The sequence below is a fragment of the Cryobacterium flavum genome (assembly GCF_900103805.1).
GTDB classification, from domain to species: Bacteria; Actinomycetota; Actinomycetes; order Actinomycetales; family Microbacteriaceae; genus Cryobacterium; species Cryobacterium flavum.
In genome coordinates, this window is record NZ_FNIB01000008.1 from 102,270 (window position 1) to 118,097 (window position 15,828).

Annotated in this window: 18 protein-coding genes; 9 read left to right on the forward strand and 9 right to left on the reverse strand. The window is 65.5% G+C overall.

What is annotated here, in order from left to right:
- Positions 1-56: 56 nt before the first annotated feature.
- Genes rimM through rpsP form a run of 3 tightly spaced genes read right to left on the reverse strand, consistent with a single transcriptional unit; the run spans position 57 to position 1,350 of the window.
- Entirely contained in the window at positions 57-686 is a 630-nt protein-coding gene (gene rimM / locus BLS91_RS13050) for a ribosome maturation factor RimM (protein WP_233197231.1), read from the reverse strand.
- Positions 687-705: 19 nt separating this feature from the next.
- A complete protein-coding gene (locus BLS91_RS13055) occupies positions 706-942 on the reverse strand; it encodes an RNA-binding protein (RefSeq protein ID WP_092108900.1) in 237 nt (78 codons plus the stop codon).
- Between the two features lie 3 nt (positions 943-945).
- A complete protein-coding gene (gene rpsP, locus BLS91_RS13060) occupies positions 946-1,350 on the reverse strand; it encodes a 30S ribosomal protein S16 (RefSeq protein WP_092341199.1) in 405 nt (134 codons plus the stop codon).
- Positions 1,351-1,551: 201 nt separating this feature from the next.
- Between rpsP and BLS91_RS13065 the strand changes: the two genes are divergently transcribed.
- Genes BLS91_RS13065 through BLS91_RS13080 form a run of 4 tightly spaced genes read left to right on the forward strand, consistent with a single transcriptional unit; the run spans position 1,552 to position 3,726 of the window.
- Positions 1,552-2,688, forward strand: a complete 1,137-nt coding sequence (locus BLS91_RS13065; RefSeq protein WP_092341200.1) for a glutamate--cysteine ligase — start codon at positions 1,552-1,554, stop codon at positions 2,686-2,688.
- 1 nt (position 2,689) lies between these two features.
- Complete coding sequence (locus tag BLS91_RS13070) at positions 2,690-3,094, forward strand: DUF2256 and DUF3253 domain-containing protein (protein WP_092341201.1); 405 nt, start codon at positions 2,690-2,692, stop codon at positions 3,092-3,094.
- Between the two features lie 51 nt (positions 3,095-3,145).
- The gene (locus tag BLS91_RS13075) at positions 3,146-3,412 is read left to right on the forward strand and encodes a Rossmann-fold NAD(P)-binding domain-containing protein (protein ID WP_092341202.1); all 267 of its coding nucleotides are present in this window, start codon (positions 3,146-3,148) and stop codon (positions 3,410-3,412) included.
- A complete protein-coding gene (locus tag BLS91_RS13080) occupies positions 3,409-3,726 on the forward strand; it encodes a Rossmann-fold NAD(P)-binding domain-containing protein (RefSeq protein WP_092341203.1) in 318 nt (105 codons plus the stop codon). Before BLS91_RS13075 ends, BLS91_RS13080 begins: the two co-directional genes overlap by 4 nt.
- 145 nt (positions 3,727-3,871) lie before the next feature.
- Here BLS91_RS13080 and BLS91_RS13085 read toward each other — a convergent pair whose 3' ends face one another.
- The 4 genes from BLS91_RS13085 to BLS91_RS13100 all read right to left on the reverse strand — a co-directional run bounded on the left by BLS91_RS13085 (position 3,872) and on the right by BLS91_RS13100 (position 8,013).
- Positions 3,872-4,690: an SDR family oxidoreductase gene (locus tag BLS91_RS13085; RefSeq protein WP_092341204.1), complete on the reverse strand. Its 819-nt coding sequence runs from the start codon at positions 4,688-4,690 to the stop codon at positions 3,872-3,874.
- 164 nt (positions 4,691-4,854) lie between these two features.
- Positions 4,855-5,661, reverse strand: coding sequence for an LLM class F420-dependent oxidoreductase (locus BLS91_RS13090; protein ID WP_092341205.1), 807 nt, complete (start codon positions 5,659-5,661; stop codon positions 4,855-4,857).
- 155 nt (positions 5,662-5,816) lie between these two features.
- Entirely contained in the window at positions 5,817-7,406 is a 1,590-nt protein-coding gene (gene ffh / locus BLS91_RS13095; protein ID WP_092341206.1) for a signal recognition particle protein, read from the reverse strand.
- Between the two features lie 7 nt (positions 7,407-7,413).
- Complete coding sequence (locus tag BLS91_RS13100; protein WP_092341207.1) at positions 7,414-8,013, reverse strand: TetR/AcrR family transcriptional regulator; 600 nt, start codon at positions 8,011-8,013, stop codon at positions 7,414-7,416.
- A 70-nt stretch (positions 8,014-8,083) separates the two neighbouring features.
- On the opposite strand from BLS91_RS13100, the gene BLS91_RS13105 reads away from it, so the two are divergent.
- Positions 8,084-9,577, forward strand: coding sequence for an MFS transporter (locus BLS91_RS13105; RefSeq protein WP_092341208.1), 1,494 nt, complete (start codon positions 8,084-8,086; stop codon positions 9,575-9,577).
- 116 nt (positions 9,578-9,693) lie between these two features.
- Here BLS91_RS13105 and BLS91_RS13110 read toward each other — a convergent pair whose 3' ends face one another.
- Together BLS91_RS13110 and ftsY are read right to left on the reverse strand one after the other, a co-directional pair.
- Complete coding sequence (locus tag BLS91_RS13110) at positions 9,694-10,197, reverse strand: DUF2004 domain-containing protein (RefSeq protein ID WP_092341209.1); 504 nt, start codon at positions 10,195-10,197, stop codon at positions 9,694-9,696.
- 22 nt (positions 10,198-10,219) lie between these two features.
- Positions 10,220-11,095 carry a signal recognition particle-docking protein FtsY gene (gene ftsY / locus BLS91_RS13115; RefSeq protein WP_092341210.1) on the reverse strand — a complete coding sequence of 292 codons (876 nt, stop codon included), beginning with the start codon at positions 11,093-11,095 and terminating at the stop codon, positions 10,220-10,222.
- 236 nt (positions 11,096-11,331) lie between these two features.
- On the opposite strand from ftsY, the gene BLS91_RS13120 reads away from it, so the two are divergent.
- From BLS91_RS13120 to BLS91_RS13135, 4 genes are read left to right on the forward strand one after another with little or no spacing between them, the layout of a single operon-like run.
- Positions 11,332-13,065 (forward strand): nitrite/sulfite reductase, encoded by a 1,734-nt coding sequence (locus BLS91_RS13120; RefSeq protein ID WP_092341308.1) that lies wholly within the window; start codon positions 11,332-11,334, stop codon positions 13,063-13,065.
- Entirely contained in the window at positions 13,062-13,847 is a 786-nt protein-coding gene (locus tag BLS91_RS13125) for a phosphoadenylyl-sulfate reductase (RefSeq protein ID WP_092341211.1), read from the forward strand. The genes BLS91_RS13120 and BLS91_RS13125 overlap by 4 nt, the downstream gene beginning before the upstream one ends.
- On the forward strand, positions 13,829-14,767 hold the full coding sequence (gene cysD / locus BLS91_RS13130) for a sulfate adenylyltransferase subunit CysD (protein ID WP_092341212.1): 939 nt from the start codon (positions 13,829-13,831) through the stop codon (positions 14,765-14,767). The genes BLS91_RS13125 and cysD overlap by 19 nt, the downstream gene beginning before the upstream one ends.
- Entirely contained in the window at positions 14,767-15,828 is a 1,062-nt protein-coding gene (locus BLS91_RS13135; RefSeq protein WP_092341213.1) for an ABC transporter substrate-binding protein, read from the forward strand. Before cysD ends, BLS91_RS13135 begins: the two co-directional genes overlap by 1 nt.

Genomic DNA, 15,828 nt, shown 5'->3' on the forward strand with positions numbered 1-15,828 from the left:
GGGCTGTTCCCGTGTGAAACACATCGGTACAGTCCGGCAGGGGTGCGGTCTGAGTCTTAGTCTGTCTTAAGAGCGGATGCCGCGGCATCCGTGTCAGAGTCAGTTTCGAGAGTGGGCTCAGCGTCAGCCGGGTCCTCGGGCAACTCTTCGAGCAGCCCGGGCGGCGGCGTGATCGTGACTACGCCGTTTTTCACGTCGACGCTCGGCACGATGGCCTTCACGAACGGGATCATGACGTCGCCGGTGGGCGTTTTCACGATCAACAAGTCTTGCGCGGGCATGTGCTCGAGGCGACCGATGGTACCGATGCGCACACCGTCACGCATGACGGCGAGGCCGACCAGCTGGTGGTCGTACCAGGCGTCTTCTTCATCCGACTGCTCGGCGACGTCCGCGTCGATCCAGAGGATCGCCTTCGCGAGCGTTTCCGCCGCGCTGCGATCGACGACATCCTTGAAAAAACCGACCGCGTGCTGGTTATACCAGCGGAGCTCGACGAGTTCGATCGTCTTGCCGTGCCAGGCCGAACCGGTCGGAACCTGCAGGGTGAACACGGCGCCCGGGACGAAACGTCGTCCCGGGTCATCCGTGAACAGTTCGAGCTTGATTGCTCCCTTGAGCCCGTGAGCCTTGGTCAGGCGCCCCACCCGTAACTGCTGGGTGCGGTCCTTCTCGCTGTCGTCCACAGTTGCATCGTTCACTGAACTAGAAATCGGTGTCGACGACGTCGACGCGAACGCGGCGACCATCGGCCAGAGCTGCAACGAGGGTGCGCAGGGCCTTGGCGGTGCGACCCGCACGACCAATGACCCGGCCGAGATCCTCGGGGTTCACACGAACCTCGAGCACCTCGCCTCTTGCAGAATTCTTTTCTGCAACGTGCACATCGTCCGGGTGATCAACGATCCCCTTGACAAGGTGTTCGAGCGCGGGAGCAAGCAACAGTTACGCCTCTTCGGTTGCTTCTGCAGCGACCTCGGGGGCCTTGGCGACCGGCTTCTCAGCCTTGGGCTTGAGAACCGGCTTCTTCTTCTCGTCAGCGACGAAAGCAGCCTTCGGTTCCTTCACCTTGACGGTGCTCTTGGCGTTCTTGTCGCCCTTGAAGATGCCCCAGTCGCCCGTGAGCTTGAGGAGTGCAGCAACCTGCTCGGTCGGCTGAGCGCCGACGCTGAGCCAGTACTGCGCACGCTCGGACTTAACCTCGATGACAGAGGGCTCCTCCGTGGGGTGGTAGATGCCGATTTCTTCGATGACACGACCGTCGCGCTTGGTGCGCGCGTCGGCAACGACAATGCGGTAGTACGGTGCACGGATCTTGCCCATGCGCTTTAGACGGATTTTGACAGCCACAATTCTCCAGTGTTAATTCGTTGTTTGGCGAACCTTGGGCCGTGAGCGTGGGGGCACACTCGGCATAAGCTCTATAGGATCACGTTGCACCGAGATAGAGGGTCGGGCACAACGGATCGCGACTAATCATTGTGTCAGAGATTGCTGTCATTGTGATAATCGAACCTCAACGGCCGTCACCGGTCCACCCAAGGAGCACCCGTGCCACTCGACTTCGCCCGATCCGCCCGCTCGACCGTGGGCATCGAGTGGGAGGTCGCCCTCGTCGACCGCGAGACCGGCGATCTGGCAAATATCGCCGACCAGGTGCTCGACGCCCTGCGCGGTCCCGACGGTTCGGTCCACCCCACGATCACCGGTGAGCTGCTGCTCAACACGGTCGAGCTAGTGTCCGGCGTGCACGACACCGTCGGCCACGCGGTAGCGGATGTCGCCGGCCAGCTCGGTGAGGTACGTCGCGTTCTGGAAGGTCGTGAGGTGGACGTGATCTGTAGCGGCTCGCATCCGTTTGCGCAGTGGTTTGACCAGACCATCACCGACAAGGCTCGCTATCACAAGCTCATCGACCGCACGCAGTGGTGGGGGCGCAACATGATGATCTGGGGCATTCACGTGCACGTCGGCATCGAGAACAAGGCCAAAGTGATTCCGATCATGAACGGCCTGCTCACCTATGTGCCGCACCTGCAGGCGCTCAGCGCATCGAGCCCGTTCTGGGCCGGCGTCGACACCGGCTACGCGAGCAATCGCTCGCTCATGTTCCAGCAGCTTCCAACCGCCGGCCTGCCGTGGGACCTGCCCGACTGGGACGCCTGGGAGCGTTACGTCGACGACATGGCGGTGACCGGCATCATCGAGGACGTCACCGAGGTGCGCTGGGATATTCGCCCGTCACCGCGCTGGGGCACGATCGAGGTGCGCGTCTGCGATGGAGTCTCCACCGCCGTGGAACTCGCCGCGATCGCCGCGTTCATCCAGTGCCTGGTCGAGTGGATGTCCACCCGCCTCGACCAAGGCGAAGACGTACCGCGCATGCAGCCGTGGTTCGTGCGTGAGAACAAGTGGCGGGCGGCCCGCTATGGGCTGGGCGCCGAGATCATCCTCGATGCAATGGGCGCCGAATGCCTGGTAACGGATGACGTGCGTCGCCTCATCGAGACGCTCTCCCCCACCGCGGAGCGCCTCGGCTGCCTGCCGGAGCTGCTCGGCCTCCACCGCATCATCGACGACGGCGGCAGCTACCAGCGGCAGCTCGCCGTGGCTGCCACCCACGGCGGCAGCCTGCCCGCGGTCGTTGCGGCGCTCAGCCACGAGCTGGCCGAGGGGCTGGGCCGCTAGAATGGTGCACCATCGACGGGCCGATTCGACCCCTGCGGATCGCGTCCCGGAGAAGACCTGCGCGTCGTGTGGACGCCGGATCGAGTGGCGCGTGAAGTGGGCGCGCGACTGGGATTCGGTGAAATACTGCTCGGACTCATGCCGTAACCGCGGGGTCACCGCGACCGATCTGCGGTTGGAAGAATCGATCACGACCCTGCTCACTGCCCGGGCACAGACCGCCACGATCTGTCCGTCCGACGCGGCGAAGGCTGTCGGCAATGAGGAATGGCGCGATCTCATCGAACCGGCCAGGCGAGCCGCCCGCCGCATGGTCTCCCGCGGTGAACTGCAGATCACCCAAGGCGGCGCCGTGGTCGACCCGTCGACAGCGAAAGGCCCGATTCGGCTACGGCGGGTGCGCTAGCGATCACGACGGATAAAATTTGGGTAGGGAAGCAATACGAGAGGTTTTTGAATGGCGAACGATCCAATCCTGGTCGTACCGCATGCCGCCATCGAAACCTGGCTTCGCACATCTGGGGTCGCGTGGACGTTCGTTCGCGCCTCGTTCTTCCACCAGAGCCTCTCCACCACCCACCTGACCGACATCCGTGATCGCGACGAGATCATGGTTCCGGCCGGGCGGGGCGCGACCGCATTCGTCGATGTGGAAGACATCGGCGCGATCGCCGCGGCTGCCCTGCTCGACCATCGTCCCACGCCGACACCGCCTACACGGTGACGGGGAGTGAAGCCCTCACCTACCAGCAGGTTGCCCAGATCTTGACGGACGAACTCGGCCGCCCCATTCGCTATGCACGGCCCGGCATCATGCGATACCTCCAACACGCACGCCGCACCCTCGGCATGCCGTGGGGAATGGTTTTGGTCACTGCCGCGATCTACACCACCGCCCGCCTCGGCATGGCGGGCGAGCTGACCGACACGGTGCGCGGGGTCCTTGGCCGGGAGTCCATTCGCTTCGCCGAATTCGCCCACCGCGAGCGCGCGGTCTGGAATCCCGCACAGACGACAGCCGCCCTGCCCACCACCTGACAATCCCGACTCTGGCCCTCGTTTCGTCGCCGAATGTCCCGGAACCGCACGCAGAGTTTGCTGATTCACCCGCTGCGGCTGGGAAAATTTCATACGCTTGAAGGTTCCGTCAGCTCACCGTTGAGTGCGCGGTGGTCCTGGAGACTCAGGCACCGTGTGCCTCAATCGACACCGGCTGCCATTCGTTCCACGTGGCCAGTCGTGACTCGTAGTCCTTCGTCGCGATGCCCAGGGGCGCCTTGCCGAAGAAGATGCGCAGTGGCGGCTTCTGTGCATCGACGACCTTGAGAATCGCACCTCTGGTAGCCTTCGGGTCACCGGGATCGTTTGCAGAGGGACGACGCGCCGCCGCCTGTCGCACATCGGCGTACTCCGCCATCTCGTCGCTGCGCGAGGCGGAGGGACCCGACCAATCGGTCGAGAAGCTACCGGGTTCCACCAACGTCACGTTAATGCCGAAGCCCGCGATCTCCTGGGAAAGCGACTGTGAAAAGCCCTCGAGTGCCCACTTCGACGCATGGTAGATACCGACGGTGGGAAAGGCGCTAATACCGCCGATACTCGAGACCTGGATGATGTGACCCGAACCCTGCTTTCGCATGACGGGCACCGCCGCCTGTGTGATCCAGAGCGCGCCGAACAGGTTCGTCTCGATTTGAGCTCGGGCCTCGTCTTCGGTCAACTCTTCAACCATGCCGAAGTGACCGAACCCAGCGTTATTGACGACGATATCGAGCTGGCCGAAGTGCTCGGCCGCCTCTTGCACGGCCGCGAAATCCGCGTCCCGGTCCGTGACGTCGAGCCGCATCGGCAAAAAAGTATTCGGGTACTTCTCAACGAGAGCATCGAGAGTTTCCAATTTTCGTGCGGTGCCTGCAACGCTGTCGCCACGTTCTAACGCAGCTTCCGTCCACTGGCGGCCAAACCCCTTGGACGCGCCAGTAATAAACCAAGTCTTGCTCATGGGTATATTCCTTTCAATTGGCTGACCTACACGGATAACGTTCGACGAGGGCAAAGACTTCCCGCCGGCACGGGGGCGTCCGCTGTCGCTCACGCGCTCCGACCGCTTTACTGGTTGCGAACCTACAACGCCCGACGTTGGTCCAGCTTCTGGGCCGAGTCGAATCAGGCGTTCTTGCTGTCGCGCCAGGCCAGCCAGTCGGTCGCCGGGCCGAGGTCGTAGTCGGGGCCGGTGATGCCGACCGTGAACAGGCGGGTGCCGAGGTCATAGAGCGCGTTGGCGTCTTCCACCGTGCGCCCCCGCAGTTCCGTGGAGATCTCGATTTCGCTGATATCGCGGCCGACCTCGTCGCACCAGGCGCCGAGCACGCCGAGCTTGTGCTCGAGCACTTCGGGGTTCGAGAACGAGTGCCAGATGTCGGCGTGCTGGGCGACGATGCGCAGGGTTTTCTTCTCGCCGCCACCGCCGATGAGCACCGGGATATCGCGGGTGGGCAATGGGTTGAGCTTGGCCCAGCGGGCCTCGATGCGGTTCAGGCTGTCGTCGAACGCGTTCAGGCGGGTGCCTGGGGTGCCGAACTCGTAGCCGTACTCCTGGTAGTCGCGTTCGAACCAGCCGGCGCCGGTACCGAAGATGAAGCGTCCGCCGCTGATGTGGTCGATCGTGCGGGCCATGTCCGCCTGCAGGTCGGCGTTGCGATAGCTGTTGCAGTTGACCAGGGCACCGAATTCGAGGGTCGTGGTCTGCTCGGCCCAGGCGGCAAGGATGGTCCATGATTCGAAGTGCAGGCCGTCGGGTTCGCCGGTGAGCGGAAAGAAGTGGTCCCAGTTGAAGGCGATGTCGGCGCCGAGCGCCTCCACTTCAGTGAGCGTGTCACGAATTTTGGAGTACTGGGCGTGCTGCGGGGCGATCTGTACGCCCAGGCGCATGCTGCGGTTCGTCTGGTTCGTCTGGTTCGTCGTCGAAGTCATGGTTCAAGCCTAGGACCGGGCCCAGTGCTGGTCGCGACGCCCGGCGCCGAATTCAGCGCGGGTTCCCAGCCTTTCGCAGGCCCACCCTATGGCCACGGGCCCAGTTTATAAGCTGGGCCCGTGGACGGGGCCTGGGCCCCGTCCACGAGCGGATGCTACCGGCCGAGCATTTTCTGAAGCGCGGCCATTTCCTCTTCCGTCGGCCCGCCTGCTTTACCCTTGCCGGGCTGGGCGCCGGAGCCGAGGCCGAAGCCGGAACCGACGGCATCCGCTTTGACGGATTCTCCGGTCGATTTGACGCCCGAGGCGATCGCGGCGTTCTCGGCGGCCCGTTTGGCCGGGTTGCCCGACTTGGAGCCCTTCTTCTTGGCCACCTGCTTGGGCTTGCCGCCGTAGCCGGCGCCGGGGATCGGGCCCATTCCGGGAATGTTGGGCATGCCGCCCCTGGCGACGGTTTTCATCATCTTGGCGGCCTGCTCGAAGCGCTGCACGAGCTGGTTGACCTCGGTGACGCTCGAGCCCGATCCGCGCGCGATGCGCAGGCGGCGGGAGCCGTTGAGCAGCTTCGGCGTGGTGCGTTCGAGCTTGGTCATCGACTGGATGATGGCCTCGGTGCGCACGATCTCGCGCTCGTCGAAGTTTTCGAGCTGCGCCTTCATGGCACCGGCGCCGGGGAGCATGCTCATCATCTTCTTGATCGAACCCATGTTGCGCAGCTGCTGCATCTGGCCGAGGAAGTCGTCGAGGGTGAAGGTGTCGGTCGCGAATTTCTCGGCGACCTTGCGGGCCTCGTCCTCGTCGAACGCGCCCTGCGCCTGCTCGATCAGGGTGAGGATGTCACCGAGGTCGAGGATACGACCGGCCATGCGGTCGGGGTGGAACGGCTCGAAGTCGTCGAGTCCCTCACCGGTCGAGGCGAACATGATCGGGCGGCCGGTGAGCGACGCGACCGAGAGGGCCGCGCCACCGCGGGCGTCACCGTCGAGCTTGGTCAGCACGACACCGGTGAAGTCGACACCGTCCTGGAAGGCCTTCGCCGTGGCGACGGCGTCCTGGCCGATCATGGCGTCGATGACGAAGAGCACCTCGTCGGGATCGATCGCCTTGCGGATATTTGCGGCCTGCTTCATGAGCTCGGCGTCGACGCCGAGGCGTCCCGCGGTGTCCACGATGACCACGTCGTGCACCTTCTGCAGGGCGTACTTCACGCCGTCGCGGGCCACCTTGACCGGGTCGCCGACGCCGTTGCCGGGCTCGGGCGCGTACACGGCGACGCCGGCCTGCTTCGCGACGACTTCCAGCTGCGTGACGGCGTTGGGGCGTTGCAGGTCGGCGGCGACGAGCAGCGGGGTGTGGCCGTCTTTGGCGAGCCACTTGGCGAGCTTGCCGGCGAGGGTGGTCTTACCGGCACCCTGCAGGCCCGCGAGCATGATGATGGTCGGCGGCTTCTTGGCGAATTCGAGCCGACGCTGTTGGCCACCGAGAATCGTGATGAGCTCGTCGTTGACGATCTGCACGACCTGCTGGGCCGGGTTCAGGGCCTTGCTGACCTCGTCGCCGAGGGCGCGCTCGCGCACCTTGCCGGTGAAGTCCTTGACGACCTCGAGGGCCACGTCGGCGTCGAGCAGGGCGCGACGGATCTCGCGGACTGTGCCATCGACATCCGCTGCGCTGAGCTTGCCCTTGGTGCGGAGGTTTTTGAACGTCTCGGCAAGACGATCTGAGAGGTTTCCAAAAGTTGCCATGATGGTGTCAGTTTATCGGCCGAATTGCACTCGGTGCGATCAGGCGCTCGACCGCGCGGATGACGTTGGTGCGGCGGCCCGCCATGGCTGCCGGGTCGGGAATGCCGCCGGGGGCCGGGGAAGCGCCAGGCTCGTGCACCCAGGCCGAGGCGATACCGAAGATGAGCGTCATGAGCTCAACCGGGTCCCACGCAGCGTCGACCCGTCCCGCCTCCTGCGCCAAGCGGATGCGGCGCACCTGCTCGTCGCGATAGCCGAGCATGACTTCGAGGGCCGGCCGCCATGTGCCGTCGGATTCGAGCCGCGCCCAGTCGATCATGCGCAGGTGGTCGCCGTGCAGCACCGCATGGTCGAAGAGCGCGCCGGCGAAGGCCGGCACATCGTGGTCGGTGAGTACGGCGTCGCTCGCGAACTCACGGAGGTTCAGTTCCAGCACCTCGAGGAACAACCGTTCCTTGTTGGAGTAGTAGGCGTACAAGCGCTCCTTGCTCGCCGACGCACGCTTCGCGATGCGATCGATGCGCGCCCCGGCGAGGCCGTAGGCGGCGAATTCCGTGCGTGCCGCCTCAAGAATCCGGGTCTGGGGGTCTGCTCCGTCGCGTGCCATATCTCGATCATAGCGAAATATTCACTCAAAACGAACTGGTTCGTTCGGTTTGCGCGATAGAGTCGGTCCCATGCCCGGTATCAGCACAAATCAGTCCAGTTCCGCTCCGCCCGCGTCGAGGGCCACCGCGCCCCACCCCAGAAAGTGGCTGCTGCTCGCCATCGTGGCGCTCGCCCAGCTCACCGTGGTGCTCGATGGCACGATCGTGAATATCGCGCTCCCCCAAGCGCAGGAAGCGCTCGGCATGAGCGACGGCGACCGCACCTGGGTCGTCACCCTGTACTCGCTCGTGTTCGGCGCCCTTCTGCTGCTCGGCGGGCGCATCGCCGACTTCTGGGGGCGCAAGCGCTCCTTCATCGTGGGCATGGCCGGGTTCGCCATCGCCTCCGCCCTCGGCGGTGCCGCCCAGAGCACCTGGGAGCTACTCGCCGCCCGCGGTCTGCAGGGACTGTTCGCCGCGCTGCTCGCACCGGCGTCGCTCGCCCTGCTCACGGTGAACTTTCCCGGCGGCAAGGACCGCATCAAGGCATTCGCCGTCTATGGCGCAATCGCCGGCGGCGGCGCGGCCGTCGGCCTCATTCTCGGCGGCGTGCTGACCGAGTATGCGAGCTGGCGCTGGTGCCTCTACGTGAACGTACCGATCGCCATCGTGGCCATCGCGGCCGCGATCCCGGTCATTGGCGAGAGCAAAGCGCACGGCAACACGCGGTATGACGTGCCGGGGGCTGTTCTCGTGGCACTCGGCCTGGGATCCCTGGTTTTCGGCTTCGCGCAGGCTGAGAACGGGTGGGGCACGTGGCCCGTGCTCGTCTGCCTCCCGCTGGGACTCGTGCTGCTGGGACTGTTCGTGCTGGTGGAAAGCCGGTCTAATCATCCGCTGCTTCCGCTTCGCATTATGGCGAACAAGGTGCGCGGCGGGGCTTTTCTCACGGCGCTGCTCTCGGGCGCTGCTCTGCTCGGCGGGCTGCTCTTTCTCACGCTCTACTTTCAGATCGTGCTGGGCTACACCCCGATCCAGTCGGGCCTTGCTTCGCTGCCGATGACCGTGACGATCATGATCGGTGCCGGCGTGCTGTCGAAGTTTCTGGCCAGCACCGGAGTGCGCATTCCGATGACCGTCGGACCGGTCGTCGGCGCGGCCGGGTTGCTCTGGCTGACCGGCATCACGGTGGGCGGCAACTATGCACTCGAGGTGCTGCCCGGGCTGATCCTGCTCGGTGCCGGCCTCGCGATGATCTTCGTGCCACTGCAGAACGTGGCACTGTCGGGAATCGTCGACCACGACGCCGGGGCTGCGAGCGCGGCCGTGACGGCCATGCAGCAGATCGGCGGATCGCTCGGAACGGCCCTGTTCACCGCGCTGTACACCGCAGCCGTCAGCTCGTATCTGGCCGATAAGGAACCGTCACAGGCCGCGCAGTACGGCGCCCTCGTGAGCGGATACCAGTCCGCCTTCCTGTGGGCGGCCATCATCATCTTCGCGGCGGCGCCGATTGCGTTCTTCCTGGTGCGCCCACGCAAGGAGGACCTGCTCGGCGCGGGGTCTGCGGTGCACCTGGGGTAGCCGTCCGGGGCTCCGGGCCCACCTTCCAGCCACGGGCGCAGTTTATAAGCTGGGCCCAGGGACGGGGCCCGGGCCCCGTCCCTGAAGGACCCGGCCATAAAGCACCTCGTGCAGGGTCAGCTGTCGAGGGCTACCAGAACCGTGTCGCCGTGCACGTCGATCGTCACGACCAGCAGGCCGTCGGTGTCGTCGGGGCTGATGGCGTACTCGAGCACCGCGAAGTGCGCCTCGCTGCCGTTGTGGTGCGGGTGAAAGCCGATGCGCTGCAGGCGCAGTGAGCGCAGAAAGTCGATCTGCTGGTCGCCGGAATCCCAGATGATGGCGTTCTCAATCGCCTCCTGGTCCATCTCGTCGAGCTGCTCGGCGATGTATTGGCTGGTCACCGACACCTCAGCCGACAGGTCGGCTACCAGGGACTCGCGCACCTGCGAGTCGAGGTCCTCCATGGCGCCGATCATGGCTGCGGCAATATCAAGAGCCTCGGCGGTCACCGATTCTTCATCGGGCGAGCTGAGATCGATTTCGACGCTCTGGTCACCGAGTTCCGCCGACTCCGACCAGTAGACCTCGCCCTCGTCTTCGTCGCCGAGAATTCCGAAGAAATCGTGTTCGATGCTCATATCGCTCCCTTAATATTATCCATCAGCCGACGAGTTTCTGCGCGAAGACGTGCGGGGTGAACCCGGTGAGGTCGTTGATGCCCTCACCCTGCCCGACGAGTTTGATCGGGATGCCCGTTTTCTCCTGCACGGCCAGCACGAAGCCGCCGCGGGCTGAGCCGTCAAGCTTGGTCAGCACGAGCCCGGTCACTCCGGCATGTTCGATGAACGCCTCGGCCTGGGCGAGTCCGTTCTGACCGGTCGTGGCGTCGAGCACGAGCAGCACCTCGGCGATCGAGCCCTGCTTCTCGACGACGCGGCGAATCTTGGTGAGCTCGTCCATCAGGCCGCCCTTGGTCTGCAACCGCCCGGCGGTGTCGATGAGCACGATTTCGATGCCCTCATTCTTCGCCTTCTCGACGGTTTGAAAGGCGACGGATGCCGGATCCTGCCCGGTCATCTGCGGCTTGACGATTTGCGCACCGGCGCGTTCGGCCCAGGTCGACAGCTGCTCGACCGCGCCGGCGCGGAACGTGTCGGCGGCCCCGATCACGACGCTGCGACCGTAGGTGCCCAGAAACTTGGCGAACTTGCCGATCGTGGTGGTTTTGCCCACGCCGTTCACCCCGACGACCAACACGATGGCGGGGCGCTCGGAGAGCGTCAGGGTGGAGTCGAGAACCGAGAGCCGCTCTTCGATGCCTTCGCGAAGCATCCGCTGGAGATCTGTCGGGTCTGTCGTGTGGTACTTGGCGACCTTGGCGCGCAAGTCTGCGATGACAGCTTCGGTGACATTCGGGCCGAAGTCGGCCTGCAGCAGGGCATCCTCGAGGTCTTCCCAGGTGTCGGCGTCGATGGTCTTCTTCGCGAACATTCCGCGCAGTGCGCCGGAGAGGGACCAGGGGGTGCGTTCAGCCATGTCCTTAGCCTACGGGGACGGCGACGGCTTGCGCGCGGCGATCGGCTGCCCGGCTAGCGCGCGAAACGTTCCGCGCAACCTGTGTGACGCCGCGTGACAGTGTGTGACAGCACGTGACCGGCTCCCTGCCCCGTATTCGTGCGGCGCAGTAGCGTTGACGTCGTTGCTTCGGATCCCAAAATACCGAGGCGGCACCGCAAACCGAGGGAGTCGACGTGCCGAACGAAACCGAGACGGTGCCCACCGTTGCAGCCGGGGCCGGCAATGCACCAACAGCGATTAAGCTGCCCGCAGCCCGCCTGCCACGGCCCTCAACGCGCCCGAACGGCCAGTGGAAGATCGACGGCACCGAACCGCTCAACGGCAACGAGGTCTGGAAGCAGGTCGACAATGGCCTCGCCGTGCGAGGACGCATCGAACAGATTTACTCCAAGCAGGGTTTCGACTCCATCGACGGCACCGACCTGCACGGCCGTTTTCGCTGGTGGGGCCTGTACACCCAGCGGAAGCCCGGCATCGACGGCGGCAAGACCGCCACTCTCGAACCGGAAGAACTCGAAGACCGCTATTTCATGCTCCGCGTGCGCATCGACGGCGGCCAACTCACCACCGAGCAGACTCGGGTCATCGGCGAGGTCTCGCGCGACTTCGGACGCGATACCGCCGACATCACCGACCGCCAGAACATTCAGCTGCACTGGATCCAGATCGAGGACATGCCTGAAATCTGGCGCCGCCTCGAAGCCGTCGGCCTCGAAACCACCCAGGCCTGCGGCGACGTGCCGCGCGTGTTCCTCGGCTCCCCCGTGGCCGGCATCGCCGCCGACGAGCTGATCGACCCCACCGAGTCGATCAACGAGCTCGCCCGCAAGTACCTCGGCACCGACGAATTCGCCAACCTGCCGCGCAAGTTCAAGACGGCCATCACCGGCCACCCCAGCCAGGACGTTGTACACGAGATCAACGACATCGGCCTGGTCGCCGTCGAACACCCCGAACTCGGCATCGGCTACGACCTCTGGGTCGGCGGCGCGCTCAGCACCACCCCGCGCCTGGCCGAACGCCTCGGCGCGTTCGTCGCCGAAGACAAGGTGTCCGAGGTCTGGCGGGGCGTCGCCTCCATTTTTCGGGACTACGGCTACCGCCGCCTGCGCGGCAAGGCACGCCTCAAGTTTCTGCTGGCCGAGTGGGGAACCGAGAAATTCCGTCGTATTCTCGAAGACGAATATCTCGGCTACACCCTGCCTGACGGCCCCGCCGCGCCCCGCCCCAAGACCCAGGGCGACCACATCGGCGTGCACAAGCAGAAGGACGGCTGCTTTTACATCGGCGTCGCGCCGTTTGTCGGCCGTGTCTCCGGCCAGACCCTCACGAAGCTCGCCGACCTGCTCGAAGCCCATGGCTCGACCCGGCTGCGCACCACGCCGCACCAGAAAATCGTGGTGCTCGACGTCGCTGAACAGCACGTCGAACCGCTGATCGCGGCGCTCGACGAGATCGGCCTCTCGGCCCGCCCGAGCCTGTTCCGCCGCTCTACCGTCGCCTGCACCGGCATTGAATTCTGCAAGCTCGCCATCGTCGAGACCAAGCAGTCCGCAACGGATGCCATTCTCGAGTTGGAAAAGCGGCTCGCCGGAATCGACGCCCCGCACCCGATCACCCTGCACGTGAACGGATGCCCCAACTCCTGCGCCCGCATCCAGACCGCGGACATCGGGCTCAAGGGACAGCTGCTGCCGGACGGCAACGGCGGCTCCACCCCCGGCTTCCAGGTGCACCTCGGCGGCGGACTCGCCTCGGTGGATCGGGACGAAGCCGGCCTCGGTCGCACTGTACGCGGCCTCAAGGTCACCGCGGAGGACCTGGCCGACTACGTCGAACGCCTCGTGCGTCGTTTTCTGGATGCCCGCAGCACGGACGAAACTTTTGCCCAGTGGGCGCACCGCGCCGACGAGGAGGAGCTCAAATGAGCGCCATCAACCTGAACGCGCGCGCCGCGGCATCCGCTGCGCCTGCACGCGAACTTCCCGCGCGCCGCCCGGCCGCCGAGCTGGAGGCCTTGGCCGAAGCCGGCTCGGCCGAACTCGCTGCCGCCGCAGCAGCCAACGGCCGCGAGGCCACCGCCGCCGAGGTCGTCGCCTGGGTCGCCCGCAATTTCGGCGCCGACTCCGTGGCTGTCGCCTGCTCCATGGCCGACGCCGTGCTGCCCGAGATCGTGTCGAAGCAGCTGCCGGGCGTCGACGTGCTCTTTCTCGACACCGGCTACCACTTCGCTGAAACCTATGAAGCCCGCGACGCGGTCGCCGCCGCCCTGCCGGTCACCGTCGTTGACGCACTGCCGCTCACGACCGTGCCGGAGCAGGATGCCCTGCACGGCGCCGAATTGTTCGCCCGCGACCCCAACGCCTGCTGCGCGATGCGCAAGGTCGAACCGTTGCAGCGCTCGCTCGGCGGTTACGAGCTGTGGTTCACCGGTGTGCGCCGCGACGAAGCCCCCACCCGCGCCAACACGCCGCTGGTGACCTGGGACGAACGCAACGGCCTGGTCAAGGTCAACCCGGTCGCCGCCTGGAGCTACGACGAGTTGATGGACTACGCCACCCTGAATCACGTTCCGGTTAACGTGCTGCTTTCCCAGGGCTACCCCTCTATTGGATGCGCCCCCTGCACCCAGCCCGTCGCGGCGGGCGCTGACCCCCGTTCCGGCCGCTGGGCCACCCTCGAGAAGACAGAATGCGGGCTCCACCTGTGACGATCACGCCAGTTTCACCACCAGCCCACCGTCTCTCCGAACTCGACGTGCTCGAGAGCGAAGCGATCCACATCATTCGCGAGGTCGTCGCCGAGTTCGAACGCCCCGTGCTCATGTTCAGTGGCGGCAAGGACTCCGTCGTGGTGCTGCACCTGGCCGCTAAGGCGTTCTGGCCGGGCAAGATCCCGTTCACACTGCTGCACGTGGACACCGGCCACAACTTTCCCGAGGTTCTCCAGTTTCGCGACCAGACTGTCGCCGCCCACGGCGTGCGCCTGACGGTCGCCAAGGTGCAGGACTACATCGATGACGGCCGCCTGGTGGAGCGTGCTGACGGCACCCGCAACCCGCTGCAGACCCTGCCGCTGCTCGACGCGATCGCCGCCGGCCGGCAAGACGCCGTCTTCGGCGGCGCCCGCCGCGACGAGGACAAGGCCCGAGCCAAGGAGCGCATCCTCTCGCTGCGCGACGAATTCGGCCAGTGGGACCCGCGCAACCAGCGCCCCGAACTGTGGAACCTCTACAACGGACGCCACACCGTCGGCCAGCACGTGCGCGCCTTCCCGATCAGCAACTGGACCGAACTCAACGTCTGGCGTTACATCGAACGCGAGAACATCGAGCTGCCCCCGCTGTACTACGCGCATGAACGTGAGGTCTACCGCCGCGACAACATGTGGCGTTCGGTCAGCCCGGTCAGCCTGCCCCGCGCCGACGAAATCGTCGAGACACGCACGGTGCGGTACCGAACGGTGGGCGATATGAGCTGCACCGGCGCGGTCGACTCGAGTGCGGCATCCGTCGCCGATGTCGTGCGCGAGGTCGGCGTGAGCACAATCACCGAACGAGGCGCCACCCGCGCCGACGACCGCATCTCTGAGGCCGCCATGGAAGACCGCAAGAAGGAAGGATACTTCTAATGAAGAATTCGCTACGTCTGGGCGCTCTCATGCTCGGAACCACCCTTCTTCTAAGCGGATGCGCGACCTCGGTCAGCGCCGAGCCCGCCACCGACCAGGGACCAGCCACCGAACTGCGCCTCGGCTACTTCGACAACGTCACCCACGCCGCCGCGCTCGTGGGCCTGCAGAACGGCTTCTTCGAGGACGCCCTCGGCGATACCACGCTGAGCACCCAGATCTTCAGCGCCGGGCAGTCTGCCGTTGAGGCCCTGAGCGCCGGCGCGATCGACGCCGCCTACATCGGTCCGAGTCCGGCCGTGAACACCTTTGTGCAGAGCGGCGGCCAGTCGGCGGTCATCGTGGCCGGAGCCGCGAGCGGCGGGGCAGCGCTCGTCGTGCGCGACGGCATTGACACCCCGGCCGACCTCGCCGGCACCACCATCGCCACGCCCCAGCTCGGCAACACCCAGGATGTGGCCCTACGCTCCTGGCTGGGCGACGAGGGCTATGAGACCAGCACGATTGGCGGCGGCGACGTCACCGTCTCACCCGGCGACAATGCGCAAACCCTGACCCTGTTTCAAAGCGGCAAGATCGACGGCGCCTGGCTACCCGAACCGTGGGTGTCCCGGCTCGTCCTGGAAGGCGGCGGCCACGTTCTCGTGAACGAAGCCGACCTGTGGGACAACGGCGACTTTCCGACCACCGTGCTCCTCGTGCGTAAGGCCTTTCTCGAGGAGCATCCCGACACCGTGAGCGCCCTGCTCCAGGGGCACGTCACCGCCGTGGACTGGCTCACCCAGAACCCGGCCGACGCCGCAGCCACGATCAACACGAAGCTCAAGGCCGACACCGGCAAGGCACTCACCGACGACGTTCTGACCCGGGCCCTGACCGAAGTGAAATTCAATGTCGACCCGCTGGCCTCGACCTTTCCGGTCTCGCTCGCCGAAGCGGTCAAGGCCGGCCTCGGCAAGGACGGCGACCTGGACGGCCTGTTCAACGTGGCGCTGCTCAACGCCGTGCTGGTGAAACATGCAGAAGAACCGGTCTCGGCCGGCGGATTGGGAACGGAATAA

What these genes read in the sequence shown, in the direction of transcription:
- BLS91_RS13135 (WP_092341213.1), top strand. Translation starts at nt 14,767, where the DNA reads ATGAAGAATTCGCTACGTCTGGGCGCTCTCATGCTCGGAACCACCCTT.
- BLS91_RS13085 (WP_092341204.1), bottom strand. Translation starts at nt 4,690, where the DNA reads ATGAGCAAGACTTGGTTTATTACTGGCGCGTCCAAGGGGTTTGGCCGC.
- BLS91_RS13100 (WP_092341207.1), bottom strand. Translation starts at nt 8,013, where the DNA reads ATGGCACGCGACGGAGCAGACCCCCAGACCCGGATTCTTGAGGCGGCA.
- BLS91_RS13075 (WP_092341202.1), top strand. Translation starts at nt 3,146, where the DNA reads ATGGCGAACGATCCAATCCTGGTCGTACCGCATGCCGCCATCGAAACC.
- BLS91_RS13125 (WP_092341211.1), top strand. Translation starts at nt 13,062, where the DNA reads ATGAGCGCCATCAACCTGAACGCGCGCGCCGCGGCATCCGCTGCGCCT.
- cysD (WP_092341212.1), top strand. Translation starts at nt 13,829, where the DNA reads ATGCGGGCTCCACCTGTGACGATCACGCCAGTTTCACCACCAGCCCAC.
- BLS91_RS13110 (WP_092341209.1), bottom strand. Translation starts at nt 10,197, where the DNA reads ATGAGCATCGAACACGATTTCTTCGGAATTCTCGGCGACGAAGACGAG.
- BLS91_RS13090 (WP_092341205.1), bottom strand. Translation starts at nt 5,661, where the DNA reads ATGACTTCGACGACGAACCAGACGAACCAGACGAACCGCAGCATGCGC.
- ffh (WP_092341206.1), bottom strand. Translation starts at nt 7,406, where the DNA reads ATGGCAACTTTTGGAAACCTCTCAGATCGTCTTGCCGAGACGTTCAAA.
- BLS91_RS13105 (WP_092341208.1), top strand. Translation starts at nt 8,084, where the DNA reads ATGCCCGGTATCAGCACAAATCAGTCCAGTTCCGCTCCGCCCGCGTCG.
- BLS91_RS13070 (WP_092341201.1), top strand. Translation starts at nt 2,690, where the DNA reads ATGGTGCACCATCGACGGGCCGATTCGACCCCTGCGGATCGCGTCCCG.
- ftsY (WP_092341210.1), bottom strand. Translation starts at nt 11,095, where the DNA reads ATGGCTGAACGCACCCCCTGGTCCCTCTCCGGCGCACTGCGCGGAATG.